This window comes from Variovorax sp. FG153, from assembly GCF_057809595.1.
The window spans coordinates 77,082-93,972 of sequence record NZ_JBMDKG010000022.1 but is presented as its reverse complement, the minus strand read 5'-3'; the positions used below and the strand labels follow the sequence as shown (position 1 = coordinate 93,972).

12 protein-coding genes are annotated in these 16,891 nt (G+C 72.9%); 7 read left to right on the top strand and 5 right to left on the bottom strand.

The annotated features are described in order from the left end of the window. Positions 1–139 precede the first annotated feature (139 nt). Genes ACODT0_RS22980 through ACODT0_RS22955 form a run of 6 tightly spaced genes read left to right on the top strand, consistent with a single transcriptional unit; the run spans position 140 to position 8,260 of the window. Entirely contained in the window at positions 140–1,282 is a 1,143-nt protein-coding gene (locus tag ACODT0_RS22980) for an efflux RND transporter periplasmic adaptor subunit (protein WP_489042356.1), read from the top strand. Further along, positions 1,275–4,370 (top strand): efflux RND transporter permease subunit, encoded by a 3,096-nt coding sequence (locus ACODT0_RS22975; RefSeq protein WP_489042355.1) that lies wholly within the window; start codon positions 1,275–1,277, stop codon positions 4,368–4,370. Before ACODT0_RS22980 ends, ACODT0_RS22975 begins: the two co-directional genes overlap by 8 nt. A gap of 15 nt (positions 4,371–4,385) precedes the next feature. Continuing rightward, positions 4,386–5,882, top strand: a complete 1,497-nt coding sequence (locus ACODT0_RS22970; RefSeq protein WP_489042354.1) for an efflux transporter outer membrane subunit — start codon at positions 4,386–4,388, stop codon at positions 5,880–5,882. Beyond that, positions 5,879–6,250, top strand: coding sequence for a RidA family protein (locus ACODT0_RS22965; RefSeq protein ID WP_057595081.1), 372 nt, complete (start codon positions 5,879–5,881; stop codon positions 6,248–6,250). Before ACODT0_RS22970 ends, ACODT0_RS22965 begins: the two co-directional genes overlap by 4 nt. Further along, positions 6,250–6,603, top strand: a complete 354-nt coding sequence (locus ACODT0_RS22960) for a hypothetical protein (RefSeq protein WP_489042353.1) — start codon at positions 6,250–6,252, stop codon at positions 6,601–6,603. Before ACODT0_RS22965 ends, ACODT0_RS22960 begins: the two co-directional genes overlap by 1 nt. A gap of 52 nt (positions 6,604–6,655) precedes the next feature. Next, on the top strand, positions 6,656–8,260 hold the full coding sequence (locus ACODT0_RS22955) for a glycosyltransferase family 39 protein (RefSeq protein WP_489042352.1): 1,605 nt from the start codon (positions 6,656–6,658) through the stop codon (positions 8,258–8,260). A gap of 8 nt (positions 8,261–8,268) precedes the next feature. Here the strand turns inward: ACODT0_RS22955 and ACODT0_RS22950 are convergent, their stop codons facing one another. The 5 genes from ACODT0_RS22950 to ACODT0_RS22930 all read right to left on the bottom strand — a co-directional run bounded on the left by ACODT0_RS22950 (position 8,269) and on the right by ACODT0_RS22930 (position 16,338). Next, positions 8,269–9,660 (bottom strand): sensor histidine kinase, encoded by a 1,392-nt coding sequence (locus ACODT0_RS22950; RefSeq protein WP_489042351.1) that lies wholly within the window; start codon positions 9,658–9,660, stop codon positions 8,269–8,271. After that, positions 9,660–10,361 (bottom strand): response regulator, encoded by a 702-nt coding sequence (locus tag ACODT0_RS22945; RefSeq protein WP_489042350.1) that lies wholly within the window; start codon positions 10,359–10,361, stop codon positions 9,660–9,662. Before ACODT0_RS22945 ends, ACODT0_RS22950 begins: the two co-directional genes overlap by 1 nt. Positions 10,362–10,425: 64 nt before the next feature. Then, positions 10,426–11,991, bottom strand: a complete 1,566-nt coding sequence (locus ACODT0_RS22940) for an efflux transporter outer membrane subunit (RefSeq protein WP_489042349.1) — start codon at positions 11,989–11,991, stop codon at positions 10,426–10,428. A 16-nt stretch (positions 11,992–12,007) separates the two neighbouring features. Further along, positions 12,008–15,142 (bottom strand): efflux RND transporter permease subunit, encoded by a 3,135-nt coding sequence (locus ACODT0_RS22935; protein WP_489042348.1) that lies wholly within the window; start codon positions 15,140–15,142, stop codon positions 12,008–12,010. Next, positions 15,142–16,338, bottom strand: a complete 1,197-nt coding sequence (locus ACODT0_RS22930) for an efflux RND transporter periplasmic adaptor subunit (RefSeq protein WP_489042347.1) — start codon at positions 16,336–16,338, stop codon at positions 15,142–15,144. Before ACODT0_RS22930 ends, ACODT0_RS22935 begins: the two co-directional genes overlap by 1 nt. Positions 16,339–16,446: 108 nt before the next feature. Here ACODT0_RS22930 and ACODT0_RS22925 point away from each other — a divergent pair, with 108 nt between their 5' ends. After that, positions 16,447–16,884, top strand: coding sequence for a hypothetical protein (locus tag ACODT0_RS22925; RefSeq protein WP_489042346.1), 438 nt, complete (start codon positions 16,447–16,449; stop codon positions 16,882–16,884). Positions 16,885–16,891: the final 7 nt, after the last annotated feature.

Here is a 16,891-nt window from a genome sequence, read left to right as displayed (position 1 = left end):
GATCATCGTGCCGCAACCTGACCGCCCGCTGCCGCGATCCTGAAGCCGTCTTCAGGATTTCTTGGGGAAATCTTCAGCCGCGTTTTCCTACGCTCGCGCCGGTGCCGGCAGCCAGCCGCGCCGCGACGCATTCATCGCCATGAAGAAGCCTCCCCACAAGATCATCCTCGCGCATGCCATTGCCGGCACCCTGGCCTGCGCGGCCCTGTACGCCGGCTGGTTCCATGCCGCCGCGCGCGGTGCACCCGCCGTGCCCGCGCCCGTGCCGCTGCTGGTGCGCGAAGGCCACCGCCTGAGCGTGCCCGCCGGCTCCCCGCTGCGCGAGCGGCTGCGGGTCGACGCCGTCGGCGAGAGCGCGAGCTCGCATCGGCTTGCCCTGCCCGCGACGGTGGAGGCCGACCCGGCGCGCACCGTCAACATCCTGCCGCCGCTGGCCGGGCGCCTGCTCGCGCTCGAGGTGCGCCTCGGCGACACGGTGCGCGCGGGCCAGCTGCTCGCGACGATGAGCTCGCCCGACCTCGCCCAGGCCGTGGCCGACGCGCAGAAGGCGCGCGACGCGCTCGCGCTGGCCGAACGCGCGCTGGCGCGGGCGCAGGGCGTCAACGAGGCCGGCTCCAATGCGGCCAAGGACGTGGAGGCGGCGCGCAGCGCGGTGGTCCAGCAGACGGCCGAGCTGCGGCGCAGCGAGGCGCGCCTGCGCGGCATCGGTGCCGGCGACGGCGGCGACGGCCGGGTGCTGCGCATCGTCGCGCCCATGGCCGGCACCGTCACCGCGCTCAATGTCGCGCGCGGCGCGGTGCTCAACGACACCAACGCGGCGCTGATGACCGTCTCCAACCTCGAGCGCGTCTGGGTCACCGTCGGCGTGCCGGAGAACCTGCTCGGGCAGGTCGCCGCCGGGCAGCAGGCGACGGTGACGCTTGCCGCGCAGCCGGGACGCCATTTCGCGGGCACGGTCGGCTTCGTCGGAACCTTGCTCGATGCCGACACGCGCCGCGCGCGCGCGCGCATCGCCTTCGACAACGCCGATGGCAGCTTCAGGCCCAACATGTTCGCGAGCGCGGAGCTCGAGCTGCCGCAGGCCGCGCAGCCGCAGGTGCCGAGCTCGGCGCTGCTGATGAACAACGACAGCGTGAGCGTGTTCGTGGAGGTGCGGCCGTGGACCTTCGAGCGGCGCCCGGTCGAGCTCGGGCGCGAGGACGGCGAGCGGGTGCGCATCCGCAGCGGCCTCGCGGCCGGCGAGCGCGTGGTGGTCCAGGGCGGCGTGCTGCTCAATGATTAACCTCGTCATTTCCCAGTTCCTGCGCCGCCGCCACCTGGCCTGGGCGCTGTCGGTCGCGCTGGTGCTGTTCGGCGCCTGGTCGTGGACGCAGATGACCGTCGAGGCCTATCCCGATCTCGGCGACGTCACGGTGCAGGTGACGACGCAGGTCAACGGCCTGGCCTCCGAGGAGATGGAGCAGCAGATCACCACGCCGCTGGAGCGCGCGCTGAGCAACACGCCGGGACTGGCCTCGATCCGCTCGAGCAGCACCTTCGGCCTGTCGCTGATCACGCTGACCTTCAAGGACGGCACCGACGACTACTTCGCGCGCCAGCGCGTGACCGAGCGCATCGGCCAGGTCAGCCTGCCCGCGGGCGCGCAGCCGGGCCTCGGGCCGGTGGCGGGGCCGGCGGGCGAGATCTACCGCTACACGCTCGAGTCCGACCGCATGAACCTGATGCAGCTGTCGGAGCTGCAGCGCTGGAAGGTGATCCCGGCCCTCAAGCAGGTGGCGGGCGTGGTCGACGTCAACAACTTCGGCGGCTTCACGCGCGAGTTCCAGCTCGAGCTCGATCCCGCGCGGCTGCAGGCGCACGGGCTGGTGCTCAACGACGTGGTGACGGCGATCAACAACGGCAGCGCCAACGCGGGCGGCGGGCGCATCGCGCGCGGCGAGCAGAGCTACGTGGTGCGCGGCATCGGCCAGATCCGCTCGCTCGACGACCTGGGCGCGGTGATGGTGTCGAACAGCGGCGGCGCGCCGGTGCTGGTGCGCGACCTCGGGCGGCTGCAGTTCGGGCACCAGGAGCGCGGCGGCATCCTCGGCAAGAACACCGACCCCGACACCATCGAGGGCATCGTGCTGATGCTCAAGTACGAGAACCCCTCGCGCGTGCTCGAGGGCGTGCATCGCAAGATCGACGCGCTGCAGGCCGAGCTCGCGCCGATGGGCGTGCGCATCGTGCCCTACATCGACCGCGACGACCTGGTGAAGCTCACGGTCGACAAGGTGACGCACACCGTGCTCGAGGGCATGGCGCTGGTGTGCTTCGTGCTGATCCTGTTCCTCGGCAGCCCGCGCAGCGCGGTGGTGGCGGCGATGGCGATTCCGATGTCGCTGGTGACGGTGTTCATCGTGATGCACTTCACCCGCATGCCGGCCAACCTGTTCTCGCTCGGCGCGATCGACTTCGGGATCATCGTGGACGGCGCGATCGTGGTGATGGAGGCGATCCTGCGCCGGCGCGAGGAAGAGCCGGATGCCACGCTCACCGAGGGCAACATCCTCGAGACCGTGAGCCACGTCTCGGGGCCGATCTTCTTCGCCACGCTGATCATCATCACGGCCTACTTTCCGCTGTTCGCCTTCGAGCGCGCCGAGGGCAAGCTGTTCCGGCCGATGGCCTTCACCGTCGGCTACGCGCTGGTGGGCGCGCTGCTGTGCGCGCTCACGCTGATCCCGAGCCTGGCCTACGTGGCGCTGCGCAAGCCGCGGCGTCCCTTCGTCAACCGGCCGCTGCTGTGGCTCACCGCGGCCTACCGGCGCGCGCTCGACCTGCTGCTGGGCATGCCGGCCATCGCCTACGGCCTGGGCGTGGCCGCGCTGCTGGCGGTGGCCGTGCTCGGCGCCACGGCCGGGCGCGAGTTCCTGCCCGACATCGACGAGGGCGCGCTGTGGCTGCAGGTGCAGCTGCCCTCGGGCCTGTCGCTCGACAAGGCCAGCGAGATGGCCACCGAGCTGCGCCACGTGCTGCTCGAGTACCCGGAGGTCTCGTACGTGGTGACGCAGCTCGGGCGCAACGACGACGGCACCGACCCCTGGACGCCCTCGCACATGGAGGTGCCGGTGGGCCTCAAGCCCTATGCCGAATGGCCCGCGGGCATGCACAAGGCCGACTTCGTGCGCATGCTGGGCGAGCGCTTCGCGCGCATGCCGGGCTTCGACGTGGGCATCAGCCAGCCGATCATCGACGGCGTGAACGATGCCGTCGGCGGCGCCCACAGCCCGCTGGTGCTGCGCATCTACGGCGACGACCTCGCCGAGAGCCGGCGCATCGGCAACCGCATCGTCGAGCTGCTAGGCACGGTGCGCGGCACGGCCTCGGCCTCGCTGTTCCAGGAGCCGCCGATCCCGCAGGTGGTGATCCGGCTCGACCGCGAGGCGGCCGCGCGCCGCGGCGTGAGCGCGGCCGACGTCGCGAGCCTGGTGCAGACCGGCATCGGCGGCGCGCCGGTCATCGCGGTGTACGAGGGCGCGCGCACCTACAACGTGTCGGTGAAGCTGCCGCGCAGCGCCAAGGGCGGCACCGAAGCCCTCGGCGCGCTGCTGCTCAACGGTTCCAACGGCACCAAGGTGCCGCTGGCACAGGTGGCCGACATCCGGCTGCAGACCGGCGAGAGCACCATCTCGCACGAGATGAACGAGCGCCAGATCACGGTGCGCGTGGACAACCGCGACCGCGACCTGGCCTCCTACCTCGAGGAGGCGCGCGCGCGCATCGCGAAGGAGGTGCCCTTCGATCCGGCGAAGTTCCGGCTGCAGTGGGCCGGCCAGTTCGAGAACCAGCAGCGCGCGCAGGCGCGCCTGGGCGTGTCGCTCGCGATCGTGGTCGCGATCATGGCGGTGCTGCTGTTCTTCCAGTTCGGCAAGATCCGGCACGTGGCGCTGATCCTCGGCGTGGTGCCCATGGCCACGCTCGGCGGGCTGATCGCGGTCCACCTCGCGGGCGAGACCCTCAACATGGCGACCGCGGTGGGCTTCATCGCGCTGTTCGGCGTGTCGATCCAGAACGGGATCATCATGGTCGCGAACTTCCGCCGCGTGCGCGGCGAGGGGCTGGCGCTGCGGGCCTCGGTGCTCGAGGGCGCGGCCGAGCGGTTGCGCCCGGTGCTGATGACGGCCTCGGTGGCCTCGGTCGGCATGCTGCCCGCGGCGCTGGCCACTGGCGTGGGCACCGACGTGCAGCGCGGGCTGGCCACGGTCGTGGTGGGCGGGCTGGTGGTGTCGACCCTGCTCACGCTGTTCATCCTGCCGGCCTTCTACTACGCGATGGAGCGGCTGTTCGAGCGCAAGGGCTGGGGCCTGCGCCCGCGGCGCGATCGCTGAAGGGGAGGGAACGAGATGAACAAGAGCATCCCTGTTGCATTGGCCGTCGCGCTGTGCCTTGCCGGCTGCGCCGTGGGCCCCGACTACGCGCGCCCGCCGCTGGACCTGCCCGCGCGCTACACGGCCGCGCCGCCCGTGGCCGAGGAAGGCGAGGGCGTGCCGCTGCCGCGGCTGTCGCCCGGCCTCGACATCCCGGCCCAGTGGTGGGCCGCCTTCGGCAGCGAGCCGCTGAATGCGCTGGTGGTGCGCAGCCTGGCCGGCAATCCCGGCGTCGAGGCCGCCGACGCGGCGCTGCGCGCGGCGCGCGAAAACGAGGCGGCCCAGGACGCCGCCTTCTGGCCGGTGCTGGCGGCCGGCTTCTCGCCCACGCGCCAGCGCGTGGCGAACGCGGTCGCGAGCCCGGTGTCGTCGAACGCGAGCCTCTACACGCTGCACACCGCGCAGCTCAGCGTGAGCTATGCGCCCGACGTGTTCGGCGCCACGCGCCGGCAGGTCGAGGGCGCGCATGCGCAGTCCGAGGTGCAGCGCTTCCAGGCACTGGCCGCGCGGCTCACGCTCGGCAGCAACGTGGTGGCGGCCGCGATCGCCGAGGCCTCGCTGCGCGCCCAGCGGCGCGCCACGCTGGCGATCGCCGAGAGCCAGTCGCAGGTGCTGGAGGCCTACCGGCGCCAGCGCGCGCTGGGCCAGGTCGCCGACGCCGACGTGGATGCGCAGGCGGCACTGCTGGCGGCCACCGAGGCCGCGCTGCCCGGCCTCGACAAGCAGCTCGCGCAACAGCGCCATCTGCTGGCGGTGCTCGGCGGGCGCTATCCCGGCGAGGACACCGCGCCGCGCTTCGAGCTCGATGCGTTCGAGCTGTCCGCCGAGCTGCCGCTTTCGCTGCCCGCGCTGCTCGTGGAGCACCGGCCCGATGTGCGCGCGGCCGAGGCCCAGCTGCAGGCCGCGAGTGCCGCCATCGGCGTGGCGGTGGCCGCGCGGCTGCCGGCCGTGACGCTGAGCGCCAACCTCGGTTCCTCGGCCTACACGCTGTCGCAGCTGTTCCGTTCGCCCGCGATGTTCTGGACCGTCGCGGCCGGCGTCGCGCAGCCGCTGTTCGATGCGGGCGCGCTCGGCCACCGAGAGGCGGCCGCGCGCGCCGCGTTCGACGAGGCGGCCGCGCAGTACCGTGCGACCGTGCTCGCGGCCTTCCAGGACGTGGCCAACACGCTGGCCGCCATCGACGCCGACACGCGTGCGCTGCAGGCGGCGCTGCGCGCCGAGCGCACCGCCGCGCAGGCGCTCGCGCGCACCCGCGCGCAGCTGCAATGGGGCGATGCCAGCGCGCTCGCGCTGCTGCTCGCGCAGCAGCAGCAGGCGCAAGCCGCGATCAACCTCGTGCAGGCGCGCGCGCAGCGGCTCGGCGATGCGGCCGCGCTGTTCCAGGCACTCGGCGGCGGCTGGTGGAACGCACCCGCCGAGCCGCCGTCGCCGACGCTTTCCTCCCTCGCATCCTCTTCGTCCGCAACGCCATGAACATCGTCCGCCACGAGATGGGCCCCCGCTTCAGCGAGATGGTGGCCGTCGACCTCGGCACCGCCCGCCTGCTCTACCTGTCGGGGCAGGTGGCCGAGAACCCCTCGCTCGACGTGACCGGCCAGATGCGCCAGGTGCTGCGCCAGATCGACGACCTGCTCGGCACCGAGGGCGCCACGCGCGAGAACCTGGTCAGCGTCACGATCTACCTGCGCACGGTGGGCGACTACGCCGCCATGAACGCGGTGTGGGACGAATGGGTGCCCGCCGGCCACACGCCCGCGCGCGCCACCGTGGGGGCCAGGCTGATCGATTCGGAGTACCGCGTCGAGATCCAGGCCACGGCCGCGGTGGGGGCACGCGGCTGATGCGTGGCATCGCCTGCGCGCTGGCGCCCGGCCTGCTCGCGCTGGCCGGCTGCGCCGGGCTCGGGGCCAGCCATGCCGACTTCGTGGCGGGCTGGCGCACCGGGCGCGTCGAGGCCCTGGGCCGTGCCGGCGAGCTCGCGCATGCCATGTACCGCGACTGCGCGCCGCAGGCGGGCGCGAACGAACCCTATGCGGTCGTGCGCTACCACGACGGCGGGTTGCGCACGCGCGCGCTCGGCACCACGCGCCTGCCGCCGGACCTGCGGGTCGGCGATACGGTGCGCGTCGACGTGCGCGACTGCGAGGCGCCGCTGCAGCCGCTCTCGCGGCCGGCGCCCGCCGACGCGTGGTGAGCGCCGCGCGAAGTCAGGCGGCGGTGGGGTGCGGTCCCTATAAATCGCGCCCATGAATCCTGGATCGACGCCCGTGCCGGGCCGCTTTCTTCCCGCCGCCGCGGCGGCACGCCTGCCGCTGGACCGCTGGGTGCCCGCGCTGCTCGTCGCGCTGGTGCTCGCCTGGGCCTGGCCGATGGTCGCGCTCGACCTCACGCCACCGTGGGACAACGTGGAGGAGCTGTTCTGGAGCGGCAGCCTGCAGTGGGGCTACTACAAGCATCCGCCGCTGCCGAGCTGGCTGCTGAGCCTGCCGCTGGCGCTGTTCGGCCGCCAGCCGTGGCTGACCTACGTGGCCGGCGTGGGCTGCGGCGTCGGCGCGCTCTACCTGCTGTGGCGCTGGTCGCGCGAGATGATGACGCCGGCGCGCGCCGCCTTCGCGCTGCTGCTGGGCACGCTGGTCACCTACCACGTGCAGCGCGCGGTGGTCTACAACCACAACACGGTGCAGCTGCTGCCGCTCGCGGGCTACTGGTGGATGCTGTGGCGCGTGCTGCGGCCGGCCGGCAGCGGGCGCGCCGACTGGGTCTGGCTCGGCCTGTTCGCGGCCCTGTCGATGCTCACCAAGTACAGCGCCGCGGTGCAGTTCGCCGTGGGCCTGGGCTTCGTGGTCCGCCAGGGCCTGTGGCGCGATGCGCGGGTGCGGCGCGACCTGCTGCTGGCCAGCGGCCTCGCGCTGCTGCTCTTGTCGCCGCACCTGTGGTGGGTGCTGCAGCATGGCGACACCACGGTGGCCTATGCGCGCCATTCGGTGCATGCGGTCCATGGCCCGGCCGGCGGGCACCTGCTGCCGCGGCCGTTGCGCGTGCTGCTGGTGCAGCTCGCGCGGCTGTCGCCGATGCTGCTGTTCGTCGGCTGGGCCTGGATCGCGCAGCGGCGCGAGGCGGCGGCGGGGCCAACGGCACCGATGCCCGCGGCCTTCGACCGGCGCTTCCTCGCCTGGGCGACCCTCGGTCCCACCGCGCTGGTGCTGGCGGCCTCGGTGCTGCTGCATTCGCGGCTGGTGCCGGCCTGGCTCACCACCTTCTTCCTGCCGGCCGGCGTGTGGGTGGCGGCCGCGCTGCCCTGGCTCGACGCGGAACGCTGGAGCCGGCGCCGCTGGGGCGCGATGCTGGCCGTCGCGGCGCTGTTGCACGTCACGGCCGCCTGGGCCTATGCCTGGGTCGACGGCGTGGGGAGCACGCGGCTGGGCCACGTCACGCGCGCCAACCTGCCGACGCGGCGCATCGCCGACGCGGTCGAGGCGACCTGGCATGCGCACATGGGCGAGCGGCCGCTGCGGCTTTTGGTCGGCGACACCTGGTTCGCGGGCGCCATCGCGCTGCGCATGGACCCCGGCGTACGGCTGCTGATCGATGGCGACGAGCGCACCTCGCCGTGGCTGGCGCCGGGCACGCTGGCGCGCGAGGGCGGCATGGTGCTGGTGCTCGACACGCCGGCCTTCCGCTCCGAAGGCCCGCCGCTGCAGCCCCTGATGCAGACCGTGGACTGCGGCGGTTCGATCGAACTGCCCTGGGCTGGCGAAGGGCCCGAACGCAGCGTGCGCATGCGCTGGGGCATCGTGCTGCCCGGCGACGAGCACGGCGCGCCCGGCATCGCCTGCGGCCGAGGGCCCTGAGCCCGTACTCAGTCGCCGGCCGGAAAGCGCAGTGTGACCGCGAGCCCGCCCCAGGCGCTGTCCGACAGCACGACCGAGGCGCCGTGCATCGCCGCGATGTCGCGCACGATCGCCAGCCCCAGGCCGCTGCCGTCGCCGGTCGCGTCGCGGCCGCGCACGAAGCGCTCGAGCACGGCCTCGCGTTCGTCCTCGGGAATGCCCGGTCCCGAGTCGCTCACGCGCAGCGCCGGCGGCTCGGTCTCGAACTCGACCAGCACGCGCCCGCCCGGCGGCGTGTAGCGGATGGCGTTGTCGAGCAGGTTGCTCAGTGCATCGGCGATCAGCTCGGGCTGCACCGCGACCCACACCGGCCGCTCGGGCGCGGCGAGCTCCAGCTCGATCGTGCGGGCCAGGGCCTGCTCGATGTGCGTGGCGCCCACGTCCTGCGCCAGCGCGACGAGGTCGATGCGGCGCCGGTCGAGGTCGGCGCGCGCCTCGGGGTCGAGCGCGCCGAAGCTCAGCAGCTGCTGCACCAGCCGCCCCGAGCGCTGGATCGAGCCGCCGAGCTCGTCGACGATGCGCCGCATCGCCTGCGGATCGGGCGCCTCGGTGGCGCGCGCCAGGCCGAGCTGCAGGCCGGTCAGCGAGGTGCGCAACTGGTGCGCCGCGGTCGCGGCGAATTGCCGCTCGCGTGCCAGCATGGTCCGGATGCGCGCCAGCAGCTCGTTGTGCGAACTCGCGAAGGCCTGCAGTTCGCGCGGCACTTCGTCGACGCCGATCGCATCGAGCGAGGCATGCGATTGTTCGTTCCAGCGCGTGGCGATGGCCTGCAGCGGCCGCACCGTGCGGCGCACCGCGATCGCGATCGCCAGCGCGGCCGCCACCACGAGCGCCACCATGGGCCACAGCAGCACCCAGAGTTCCTGCTCGGCGCGATGGCGCTTGGTCAGCGTCTCGCCCATCAGCATCGTGACCGGCGCGGCGCCGGGCCGCGTCAGCTCGACCCGCACCATGCGCACCGGCTGGCCCAGGTAGTCGGCATCGAAGGCTTCGCCGCGGCGGTAGCGTACGCGCGCGGTGCCGCCGCCGGGCAGGCCGGGCTGTCCGGCCAGCAGGCGCTCGGACTGCGTGACGCTGTACCAGTTCTGGTCGATCTCGTCGAACAGCAGCATGGCCTTGAGCTGCGGCGACATGTCGATCGTCGCGACGCCGCGGTCGTCGTAGCGCAGCAGCGCGATGCTGGAGCGCGCGGCGTCGAGCAGCCAGCGGTCGAACACGCGCTCGATGACCTCGTGCGTGTAGTGGAGGCCGAAGCCGCCGGCCACGGCGAGCATCGTGGCCAGCGGCAGCATCAGGCGCAGCAGCAGCTCGCGGCGCAACCAGCGGATGCGGCGCGGCGGCTGCGACGGCAAGGCTTCCATCAGGCTTGCGGCGCGCCGGGGGCGGCCGTGTCGAGCACCAGCATGTAGCCGAAGCCGCGCACCGTGCGCACCTGCACGCCCGCGTCGACCAGCTTGCGGCGCAGGCGCGAGACGTAGATCTCGGCGGCGCTGTCGCCGAGCTCGAGGTTGCGTTCGGCGAGGGCATCGATCAGCGCGCGCTTGGCGACCAGCCGCGGCGCGCGCTGCATCAGCAGGCCCAGCACCTCGAACTCGCGCGGCGCCAGGTCGAGCGCCTGGTCGTCCACATAGGCCCGGCCCAGGTCGCCGCGCCAGGTCAGCCGGCCGTAGTGCAGGTGGTCGCCGCGTGCGACCTGGGCGCGGCGGCCGAGCACCTCGATGCGCGCGTCGAGCTCCTCGGGCGCGAAGGGCTTGACCAGGTAATCGTCGGCGCCGCCCTGCAGGCCCAGCACGCGGTCGGCCACGCGGCTGCGCGCGGTCAGGATCAGCGCGGGCGTGAGGCGGTCGCGCTGGCGCAGCCGCCGCAGCCAGTCCAGGCCGTCGCCGTCGGGCAGGTTGAGGTCGAGCACGATGAGCTCGAAGTCCTGCACCTCGCGCTCGGCGAGCGCGCGGTCGGCCTCGGCGAGGTCGCCGCAGCCGCGCACCACCCAGCCGCGCTGGCGCCAGCGCAGTTGCAGTTCCCGCGCGATCACGGGGTCGTCTTCGATCAGCAGCAGGAGCATCGCGGTGCGAGGCGGCGGGGCGGGCGAGCGGGTGGGCCGCCATTGTCGGCCAGCGGCGGCGCGTTCACGACTTCGGCGTGCGCTGCCACCAACCGCCGCCCGAGGCCTGGAACAGCGCGGCGCTGTCGCCCAGGCGCGCGGCCTGCGCCTGCGCGCGCGCGAGCACCGCCTGGTCGTGGGCCTGCTGCGCGTTGAGCAGCGCGAGGCGGTCGACGTCGCCGAGCCGCAGACGGCGCCGCGTGAGGTCCAGCGCGACGCGGGCCTTCTCCTCGGCCAGTGCCGCATCTTGCAGCGACTGCGCGTTGGCCTGGATCGACTGCAGCGTGTCGGCCACGTTCTGCAGCGCCGCGATCACGGTCGCGCGGTACTGCGCATCGGCCTGGCGCAGCCCTTCCTCGGCGGCGCGCTGGCGATGCGCGAGCGTGCCGCCGTCGAACAGAGTCTGCCCGACGCTGCCCGCGAGGCTGAAGAAGCGCCCCGACTTCAGGAACATCTCGCCGAGCCGGCTGGCCGCGCCGCCCCAACTCGCATCGATGGAGAACTGCGGCAGCCGGTCGGCCACCGCCACGCCGACCTGCGCGCTGGCGGCATGCAACTGCTCTTCGGCGGCGCGGATGTCGGGCCGCTGCTCGACCAGGCGCGAGGGCAGGGCCAGCGGCAGCTCGCGCGGCAGCGCCAGCGCATCGAGGTCGAAGTCGATCGCTAGGTCTTCGTCGGGGCCGTCGCCGGCCAGCGCGCGCAGCAGGTTGTGCGTCTGCTCGAGCTGCTTGCGCAGCGGCGGCAGCTGCTGACGTGCCTGCGCGAGCGCGAGTTCCTGCTGCGCCAGGTCCTGCCGCGCCGCGTAGCCGGCCCGCAGCTGGCGCTGCAGCAGCGCCACCGACTGTTCGTTGGCCTCGACGATGCCGTCGGCGATCGCGAGCTGCCGGCGCAGCAGCGCCTCCTGGATCGATGCCGCCACCAGGTTCGAGGCCAGCGTGAGGTAGGCGGCCTCGAGCTGGTAGTGCTGCATCCGCGCCTGCGCCTCGAGGCTCTCGAGCTGCCGGCGCTGGCCGCCGAAGATGTCGGGCGCGTAGCCGACCGTGAGCTGCGCGGTGTGGAAGTTGTAGATCACCGGCGCGTTGAAGGGCGCGCTGCCGCCCTCGCTGGCCGGCGTGCCCTGATAGGTGGAGATCACGCTGCCGTTGCCCTGCACGCCCGGCGAGTTGCCGCCGAGGTTGCCCGCGATCTTGGTGCGCGCGGGCAAGTAGCCGATGCCGACCGTGGGAAAGAAGAAGCCGCGCTGCGCGTAGACGTTCTCCTGCGCCGCGCGCAGCGCCGCCTGCGCGGCCTCGAGCGTGGGACTGCGCGCGAGCGCGCGCGCGATCAGCGCGTCGAGGCGCGGCGAGCCGAACAGCGTCCACCAGTCGGCCTGGATGTCGCGCCCGGGCGCGAAGCGTTGCGCGTCGCCGCCGGGCACCGGTGCCGACACGGTGTCGAGCGGCAGCGCCGACGGGGCATAGCCCTTGGCCATGGGCGGATCGGGGCGCCGGAAATCGGGGCCGACCGTGCAGCCGGCCAGCAGCGTCGCGCAGGCCAGCGCGAGCATCGATCGAACGCGGGGACGGAACGGGGAGGTGGAGGCGTGCTTCATCGCGGACTCCGGTGCATCAGGGCGCGGCCGCCGGGCGCGCCTCGCGCGCCTGCTGCGGCTCGTCGTAGAAATCGCCGAAGCGGCGGATCGCCACCGGCAGCACCAGCAGCGTGAACAGCGTGCCGGTGACGATGCCGCCCACGATCACGCAGGCGAAGGGCCGTTGCGTCTCGCTGCCGATGCCGTGCGAGAGCGCGGCCGGCAGCAGGCCCAGGCCCGCCATCAGCGCCGTCATCAGGATCGGGCGCAGCCGCGTCGTCGCGCCTTCGACGATCGCCGTCGCGACCGCCGCGCCCGAGCGCACGCGCGCCATGATCTCCTCGACCATGATCACGCCGTTCTGCACCGAGATGCCCGCCACCGCGATGAACCCGACCGCGGCCGAGACCGACAGGTGCAGGCCCGCGAGCCCGAGCGCCGCGAGCCCGCCCACCAGCGTGAACGGCACCATGCCCAACACCAGCGAGGCCAGCCGCACCGAACGGAAGGCCCAGAACAGCAGCGAGAAGATCAGCAGCGACGTGAACGGCACGATCACCGCGAGCCGGGCCGCGGCCCGCTGCGAGTTCTCGAACTGACCGCCCCACACCAGCTGGTAGCCCGGCGGCAGCGCGACCTGGCGCGCCACGGTGCGCTGGGCCTCTTCCACGAAGCTGCCCTGGTCGCGGCCCAGCAGGTTGACCTTGACGATGACCATGCGCGAGCCCGACTCGCGGAAGATGCGCGAGGCGCCCTGGCGCACCTCGACGTTCGCGACCTCGCCCAGCGAGATGGTGCCCGGGCCGTTGCCGACCTGCGTGCCGGCCACGGCGAGCTGCAGGCCGCGCACCGCGTCCACGCTGTCGCGGTGCTGCTGGGCGAGCCGCACCACCACGTCGAAGCGGCGGTCGGCGTCGTAGAAGCTGGTGGTCGAGGCGCCCGACATCGACTGGCCGACGGCGTTGTCGACATCGTTGACCGTGAGGCCGTAGCGCGCGAGCCGCGCGCGGTCGGGCGTGACGACCAGCTCGCTCTGCCCGCCGATGCGCGTGCTGTCCACGTCGGTGGCGCCGGGGATGGCGCGCAAGGTGGTGGCCACCTTTTCGCCGAGCTCGTCGAGGATGTCGAGGTTGTTGCCGATCACCTTCGCGACGATCTCGCCGCGAAAGCCCGACAGCGACTCCTCGACGTTGTCCTGGATCACCTGCGAGAAGTTGGTGCTGATGCCGGGGATGTCTTCCAGCTTGGCCGACATGTCGGCGATCAGCGCCTCCTTGCCCGCGAAGCGCCAGCCCGAGCGCGGCTGCAGGTCGACCAGGATCTCGAGGTTGTTCGGCCCCTTCGGGTCGGAGCCGTCGTCGGGCCGGCCGACCTGGCTGATCAGCCGCGCCACCTCATGATACGTCAGCAGGGTGGCGCGCACGCTGCGTTCCACCTGCTTGGTGGTCTCGAGCGCGGCCGAGGTCGGCAGCGTGATGGTCAGCCAGATGTTGCCCTCGTCGAGCTTGGGCAGGAACTCGCTGCCCAGCCGCGGTGCCAGTCCCAGCGCGAGTGCCACGGGCAGCGCCGCGAGCCACAGCGTGCGGCCGGCGTGGCGCATGGTCGCGGCGAGCAGGCCGCGGTAGCGCGCCTGCAGCCAGTCCAGCCAGGGCTTGTGCTTCTCGGCCAGGGTACGGCGCTGCAGCACCGTGGCCAGCAGCGCGGGCAGGTGCGTGAAGGTCAGCAGCACCGCGCCGAGCAGCGCGAAGCTCAGGGTCAGGGCCACCGGCGTGAAGATTTTTCCCTCCACGCGCTGGAAGGTGAAGATCGGCACGAAGGCCAGGATGATGATCGCCTTCGAGAACAGCACCGGGTGCGCGAGGTCGCTGACCGTGTGGTGCAGCACGCCCAGCCGCTGGTGGCGCGCCTCGGGCGTATCGGCGTCGAGCGCGGTTTTGGCCGCGAGCCGCACCATCAGCGCCTCGACGATCACGACCGCGCTGTCGATGATGATGCCGAAGTCGACCGCACCCAGCGAGATCAGGTTGGCCGACACGCCGCGCGCGGTGATCAGGATGAAGGCGAACAGCAGCGCGAGCGGGATCACGGTGGCCACCACCAGCGCGGCGCGCCAGCTCGAGAGGAAGACCACCAGCACCGCCACCACCAGCAGCGCGCCCACCACCAGGTTCTCGACCACCGTGGCCACCGTGTGGTGCACGAGCTGCGTGCGGTCGTAGATGGGCACGATCTTTACGCCGGCCGGCAGGCGCGGCTCGAGTTGCGCGATGCGCTCGCGCAGCTCGGCGTTGATCTTGGCCGGGTCGCCGCCCTTGGTCATCGAGACGATGCCCTCGACGATGCTGTCGCGCTGGCCCGCCGCGGCAATGCCCAGGCGCGGGCGCTCGCCCTCGCGCACCTGCGCCAGGTCGGCCACCGTCACGGGCCGGCCCTGGCGCGAGGCGACCACCGCCGCGCGGATGTCGGCGAGGCTGTCGAACAGCCCGCTGGCGCGCACCACCAGCGAGGTGTCGCCGCGGCGCATCAGCCCGCCGCCCGCGCTGCCGTTGGCGTTCGAGACCGCCTGGCCGAGCTGGTCCAGCGTCACCTGGTACTTGCGCAGCGCCACCGGGTCGACCTCGATCTGGAATTCCTTGAGCGCACCGCCGAAGGTGACGATGTCGGCCACGCCGGGCGTCATGCGCAGGAACGGGCGCACGGTCCAGTCCTGCAGCGTGCGCGCCTCCACTTCCGACAGGCCCGGCGCCTCGAGCGTGTAGCGGTAGATCTCGCCGACGGCCGTCGACAGCGGCGCGAGCTGCGGCTGCACGCCGGTGGGCAGGTCGACGGTCGAGAGCTTCTCGAGCACCTGCTGGCGCGCGAAGTAGTCGTCGGTGCCGTCGGCGAAGGTCAAGGTCACGATCGACAGCCCGGTCATCGTGACCGAGCGCACGTTCGACAGCCGCGGTATGCCGGCCACCTCGCGCTCGATCGGTAGCGTGACCGAGCGCTCCATGTCCTGCGGCGCCGCGCCGGTGCGCTGCGAGATCACGCGCACCTGCACGTCCTGCACGTCGGGGAAGGCCTCGATCGGCAGGTTCGAGGCCGCGTAGCCGCCGAAGCCGACCAGCGCCGCGACCAGCACGAACACGAAGACGCGCTGCGTCAGCGCGAAGGCGATGAGCCGCTGCATCACGGCCGCTCGCTCGCGCGGGTCGTGAGCTCGGCGTCGAGCAGCAGCGCGCCCGCCGTCACCACGCGCTCGTTGCCGGCCAGGCCTTCGCGCACGTAGCTGCGGTCGCTGCCCTGTGCCAGCAGTTCGACCTGGCGGCGCCGGAACGCACCGGGCGACTCCTCGACGAACACATAGTTGTGCACGCCGCGGTTGACCAGCGCCTCGTTGGGCACGCGCACGCCGCTGCCATCTTCCTGCAGCAGTTGCGCGCGCACGAACATCTCGGGCAGCAGCTCGAGCCCGGCGTTGTCGAGCTGCGCGCGCACCGGCACGCGCCGGGTGTTGGTGTCGACCGCATGGCCGACCTGGCGCACCTTGGCGGCGAAGCGCTGGCCCGGATAGGCATCCGACTCCACGCTCACCGCGCTGCCGAGCTTGATCCGGCCCAGCAGTCGTTCCGGCAGGTCGATCATCAGCCACAGCCGCCGCGGATCGGTGACCACGAACAGCGGCGCCGCCATGCCCGGCGCGACCTCGAGCGCCGGCGTGGCCGTGCGCTCGGCGACCAGCCCGTCCATCGGGCTGACCAGCTGCAGGCGCTGGCCCTCGCCGCGCAGTCCGCGCGGATTCATGTTCTGCAGCCGCCGCCGCGCGCGTTCCACTTCCTCCGCCGCCTGCGCATGGTCGGCCTCGAGCGCCTCGAGGTCCTTGCGCGGAATCGCGTCGCCCGGCGCCAGCTCGCGCCCGCGTTCGGCCGCGAGCTGCTTGCGCTTCTCGTCGGCCAGCGCCTTGCCGAGGTCGGCGCGCGCCGTGCCGTAGTCGGGCGAATCGATGTCGGCCAACACCTGGCCCGCGCGCACGCTGTCGCCGGGGCCCACGCGCAGCGCGACGATGCGGCCCGAGAAGCCGACGCCGATGCGCGCCGTCGCGTCCTCGTCGTAGACCAGGCGCGCGCTCAGCGGTTCGGCCAGCGGCAGCGGCACGCGCGGCATGGCCTCGGCGCGGATCATCGCGAGCTGGGCCGCGCCCTTCGGATAGCGCAGCTGCTCGGGGTCGGTGGCGGTCGCGGCGTTGCCTGCGCCGGTGGCCGGCGCGGGCGGCGTGGCGTCGGACCGTGTCGCGCGCCAGGCGAGGAAGGCCCCTCCGGCGACGGCCAGCAGGGCAAGAAGGACCAGGAGGACCCGGCGGCGGGAGGCGGGAGGACGCAGGCTCATCGGTGCGGCGGCAAGGACCGACCGTGCGGGCACGACGTCGGAGAAGGAAGGAGCCGACCAGCCTAGGCAGCGAAGCTTTCGGGAAGCTATCTATCCGGGGGGCGCGCCATGGCAATCGCCACCGGCTTGCGAATGCGCGATCGATGGGCGATCCTGAAAGGCACGCCGCCGTGCGCCGCCCGTCGCGGCCCCGGCCTTCCCGTCGTCAATGGAACCCTTTCCAGAACCATGAGCAAACTGGACCTCAGGCAGGTCGAGCTGCGCCGGCTGCTGTCGGACGCACGACCCACGCAGGTCTTCGAGGACCTGCTGCAGCGCGGGCTGGTCGCCCGTCGGCAGGACTTCGGCTCGCTGCTGCTCGAGGTCTTCCCGAACATCGATTCGACCGTGGTCGCGATGCTGTGGCGCTGGCGGCGCGACGGGGAGTGGCATCCGGCGTTGTCGGATGCGCATGTGGATTCGCAGGTGAGGCGGCTGTTGCTGGAGGCGGGGTACCTCGATGCTATGGTGCAGGGGGCCGGGAGCGAGAAGGCCGGCGGCGCGTAGGAGGCGT

Coding starts and splice junctions, on each gene's coding strand:
- ACODT0_RS22975 (WP_489042355.1), top strand. CDS start 1,275: ATGATTAACCTCGTCATTTCCCAGTTCCTGCGCCGCCGCCACCTGGCC.
- ACODT0_RS22960 (WP_489042353.1), top strand. CDS start 6,250: ATGCGTGGCATCGCCTGCGCGCTGGCGCCCGGCCTGCTCGCGCTGGCC.
- ACODT0_RS22925 (WP_489042346.1), top strand. CDS start 16,447: ATGGCAATCGCCACCGGCTTGCGAATGCGCGATCGATGGGCGATCCTG.
- ACODT0_RS22980 (WP_489042356.1), top strand. CDS start 140: ATGAAGAAGCCTCCCCACAAGATCATCCTCGCGCATGCCATTGCCGGC.
- ACODT0_RS22955 (WP_489042352.1), top strand. CDS start 6,656: ATGAATCCTGGATCGACGCCCGTGCCGGGCCGCTTTCTTCCCGCCGCC.
- ACODT0_RS22935 (WP_489042348.1), bottom strand. CDS start 15,142: ATGCAGCGGCTCATCGCCTTCGCGCTGACGCAGCGCGTCTTCGTGTTC.
- ACODT0_RS22940 (WP_489042349.1), bottom strand. CDS start 11,991: ATGAAGCACGCCTCCACCTCCCCGTTCCGTCCCCGCGTTCGATCGATG.
- ACODT0_RS22945 (WP_489042350.1), bottom strand. CDS start 10,361: ATGCTCCTGCTGCTGATCGAAGACGACCCCGTGATCGCGCGGGAACTG.
- ACODT0_RS22950 (WP_489042351.1), bottom strand. CDS start 9,660: ATGGAAGCCTTGCCGTCGCAGCCGCCGCGCCGCATCCGCTGGTTGCGC.
- ACODT0_RS22965 (WP_057595081.1), top strand. CDS start 5,879: ATGAACATCGTCCGCCACGAGATGGGCCCCCGCTTCAGCGAGATGGTG.
- ACODT0_RS22970 (WP_489042354.1), top strand. CDS start 4,386: ATGAACAAGAGCATCCCTGTTGCATTGGCCGTCGCGCTGTGCCTTGCC.
- ACODT0_RS22930 (WP_489042347.1), bottom strand. CDS start 16,338: ATGAGCCTGCGTCCTCCCGCCTCCCGCCGCCGGGTCCTCCTGGTCCTT.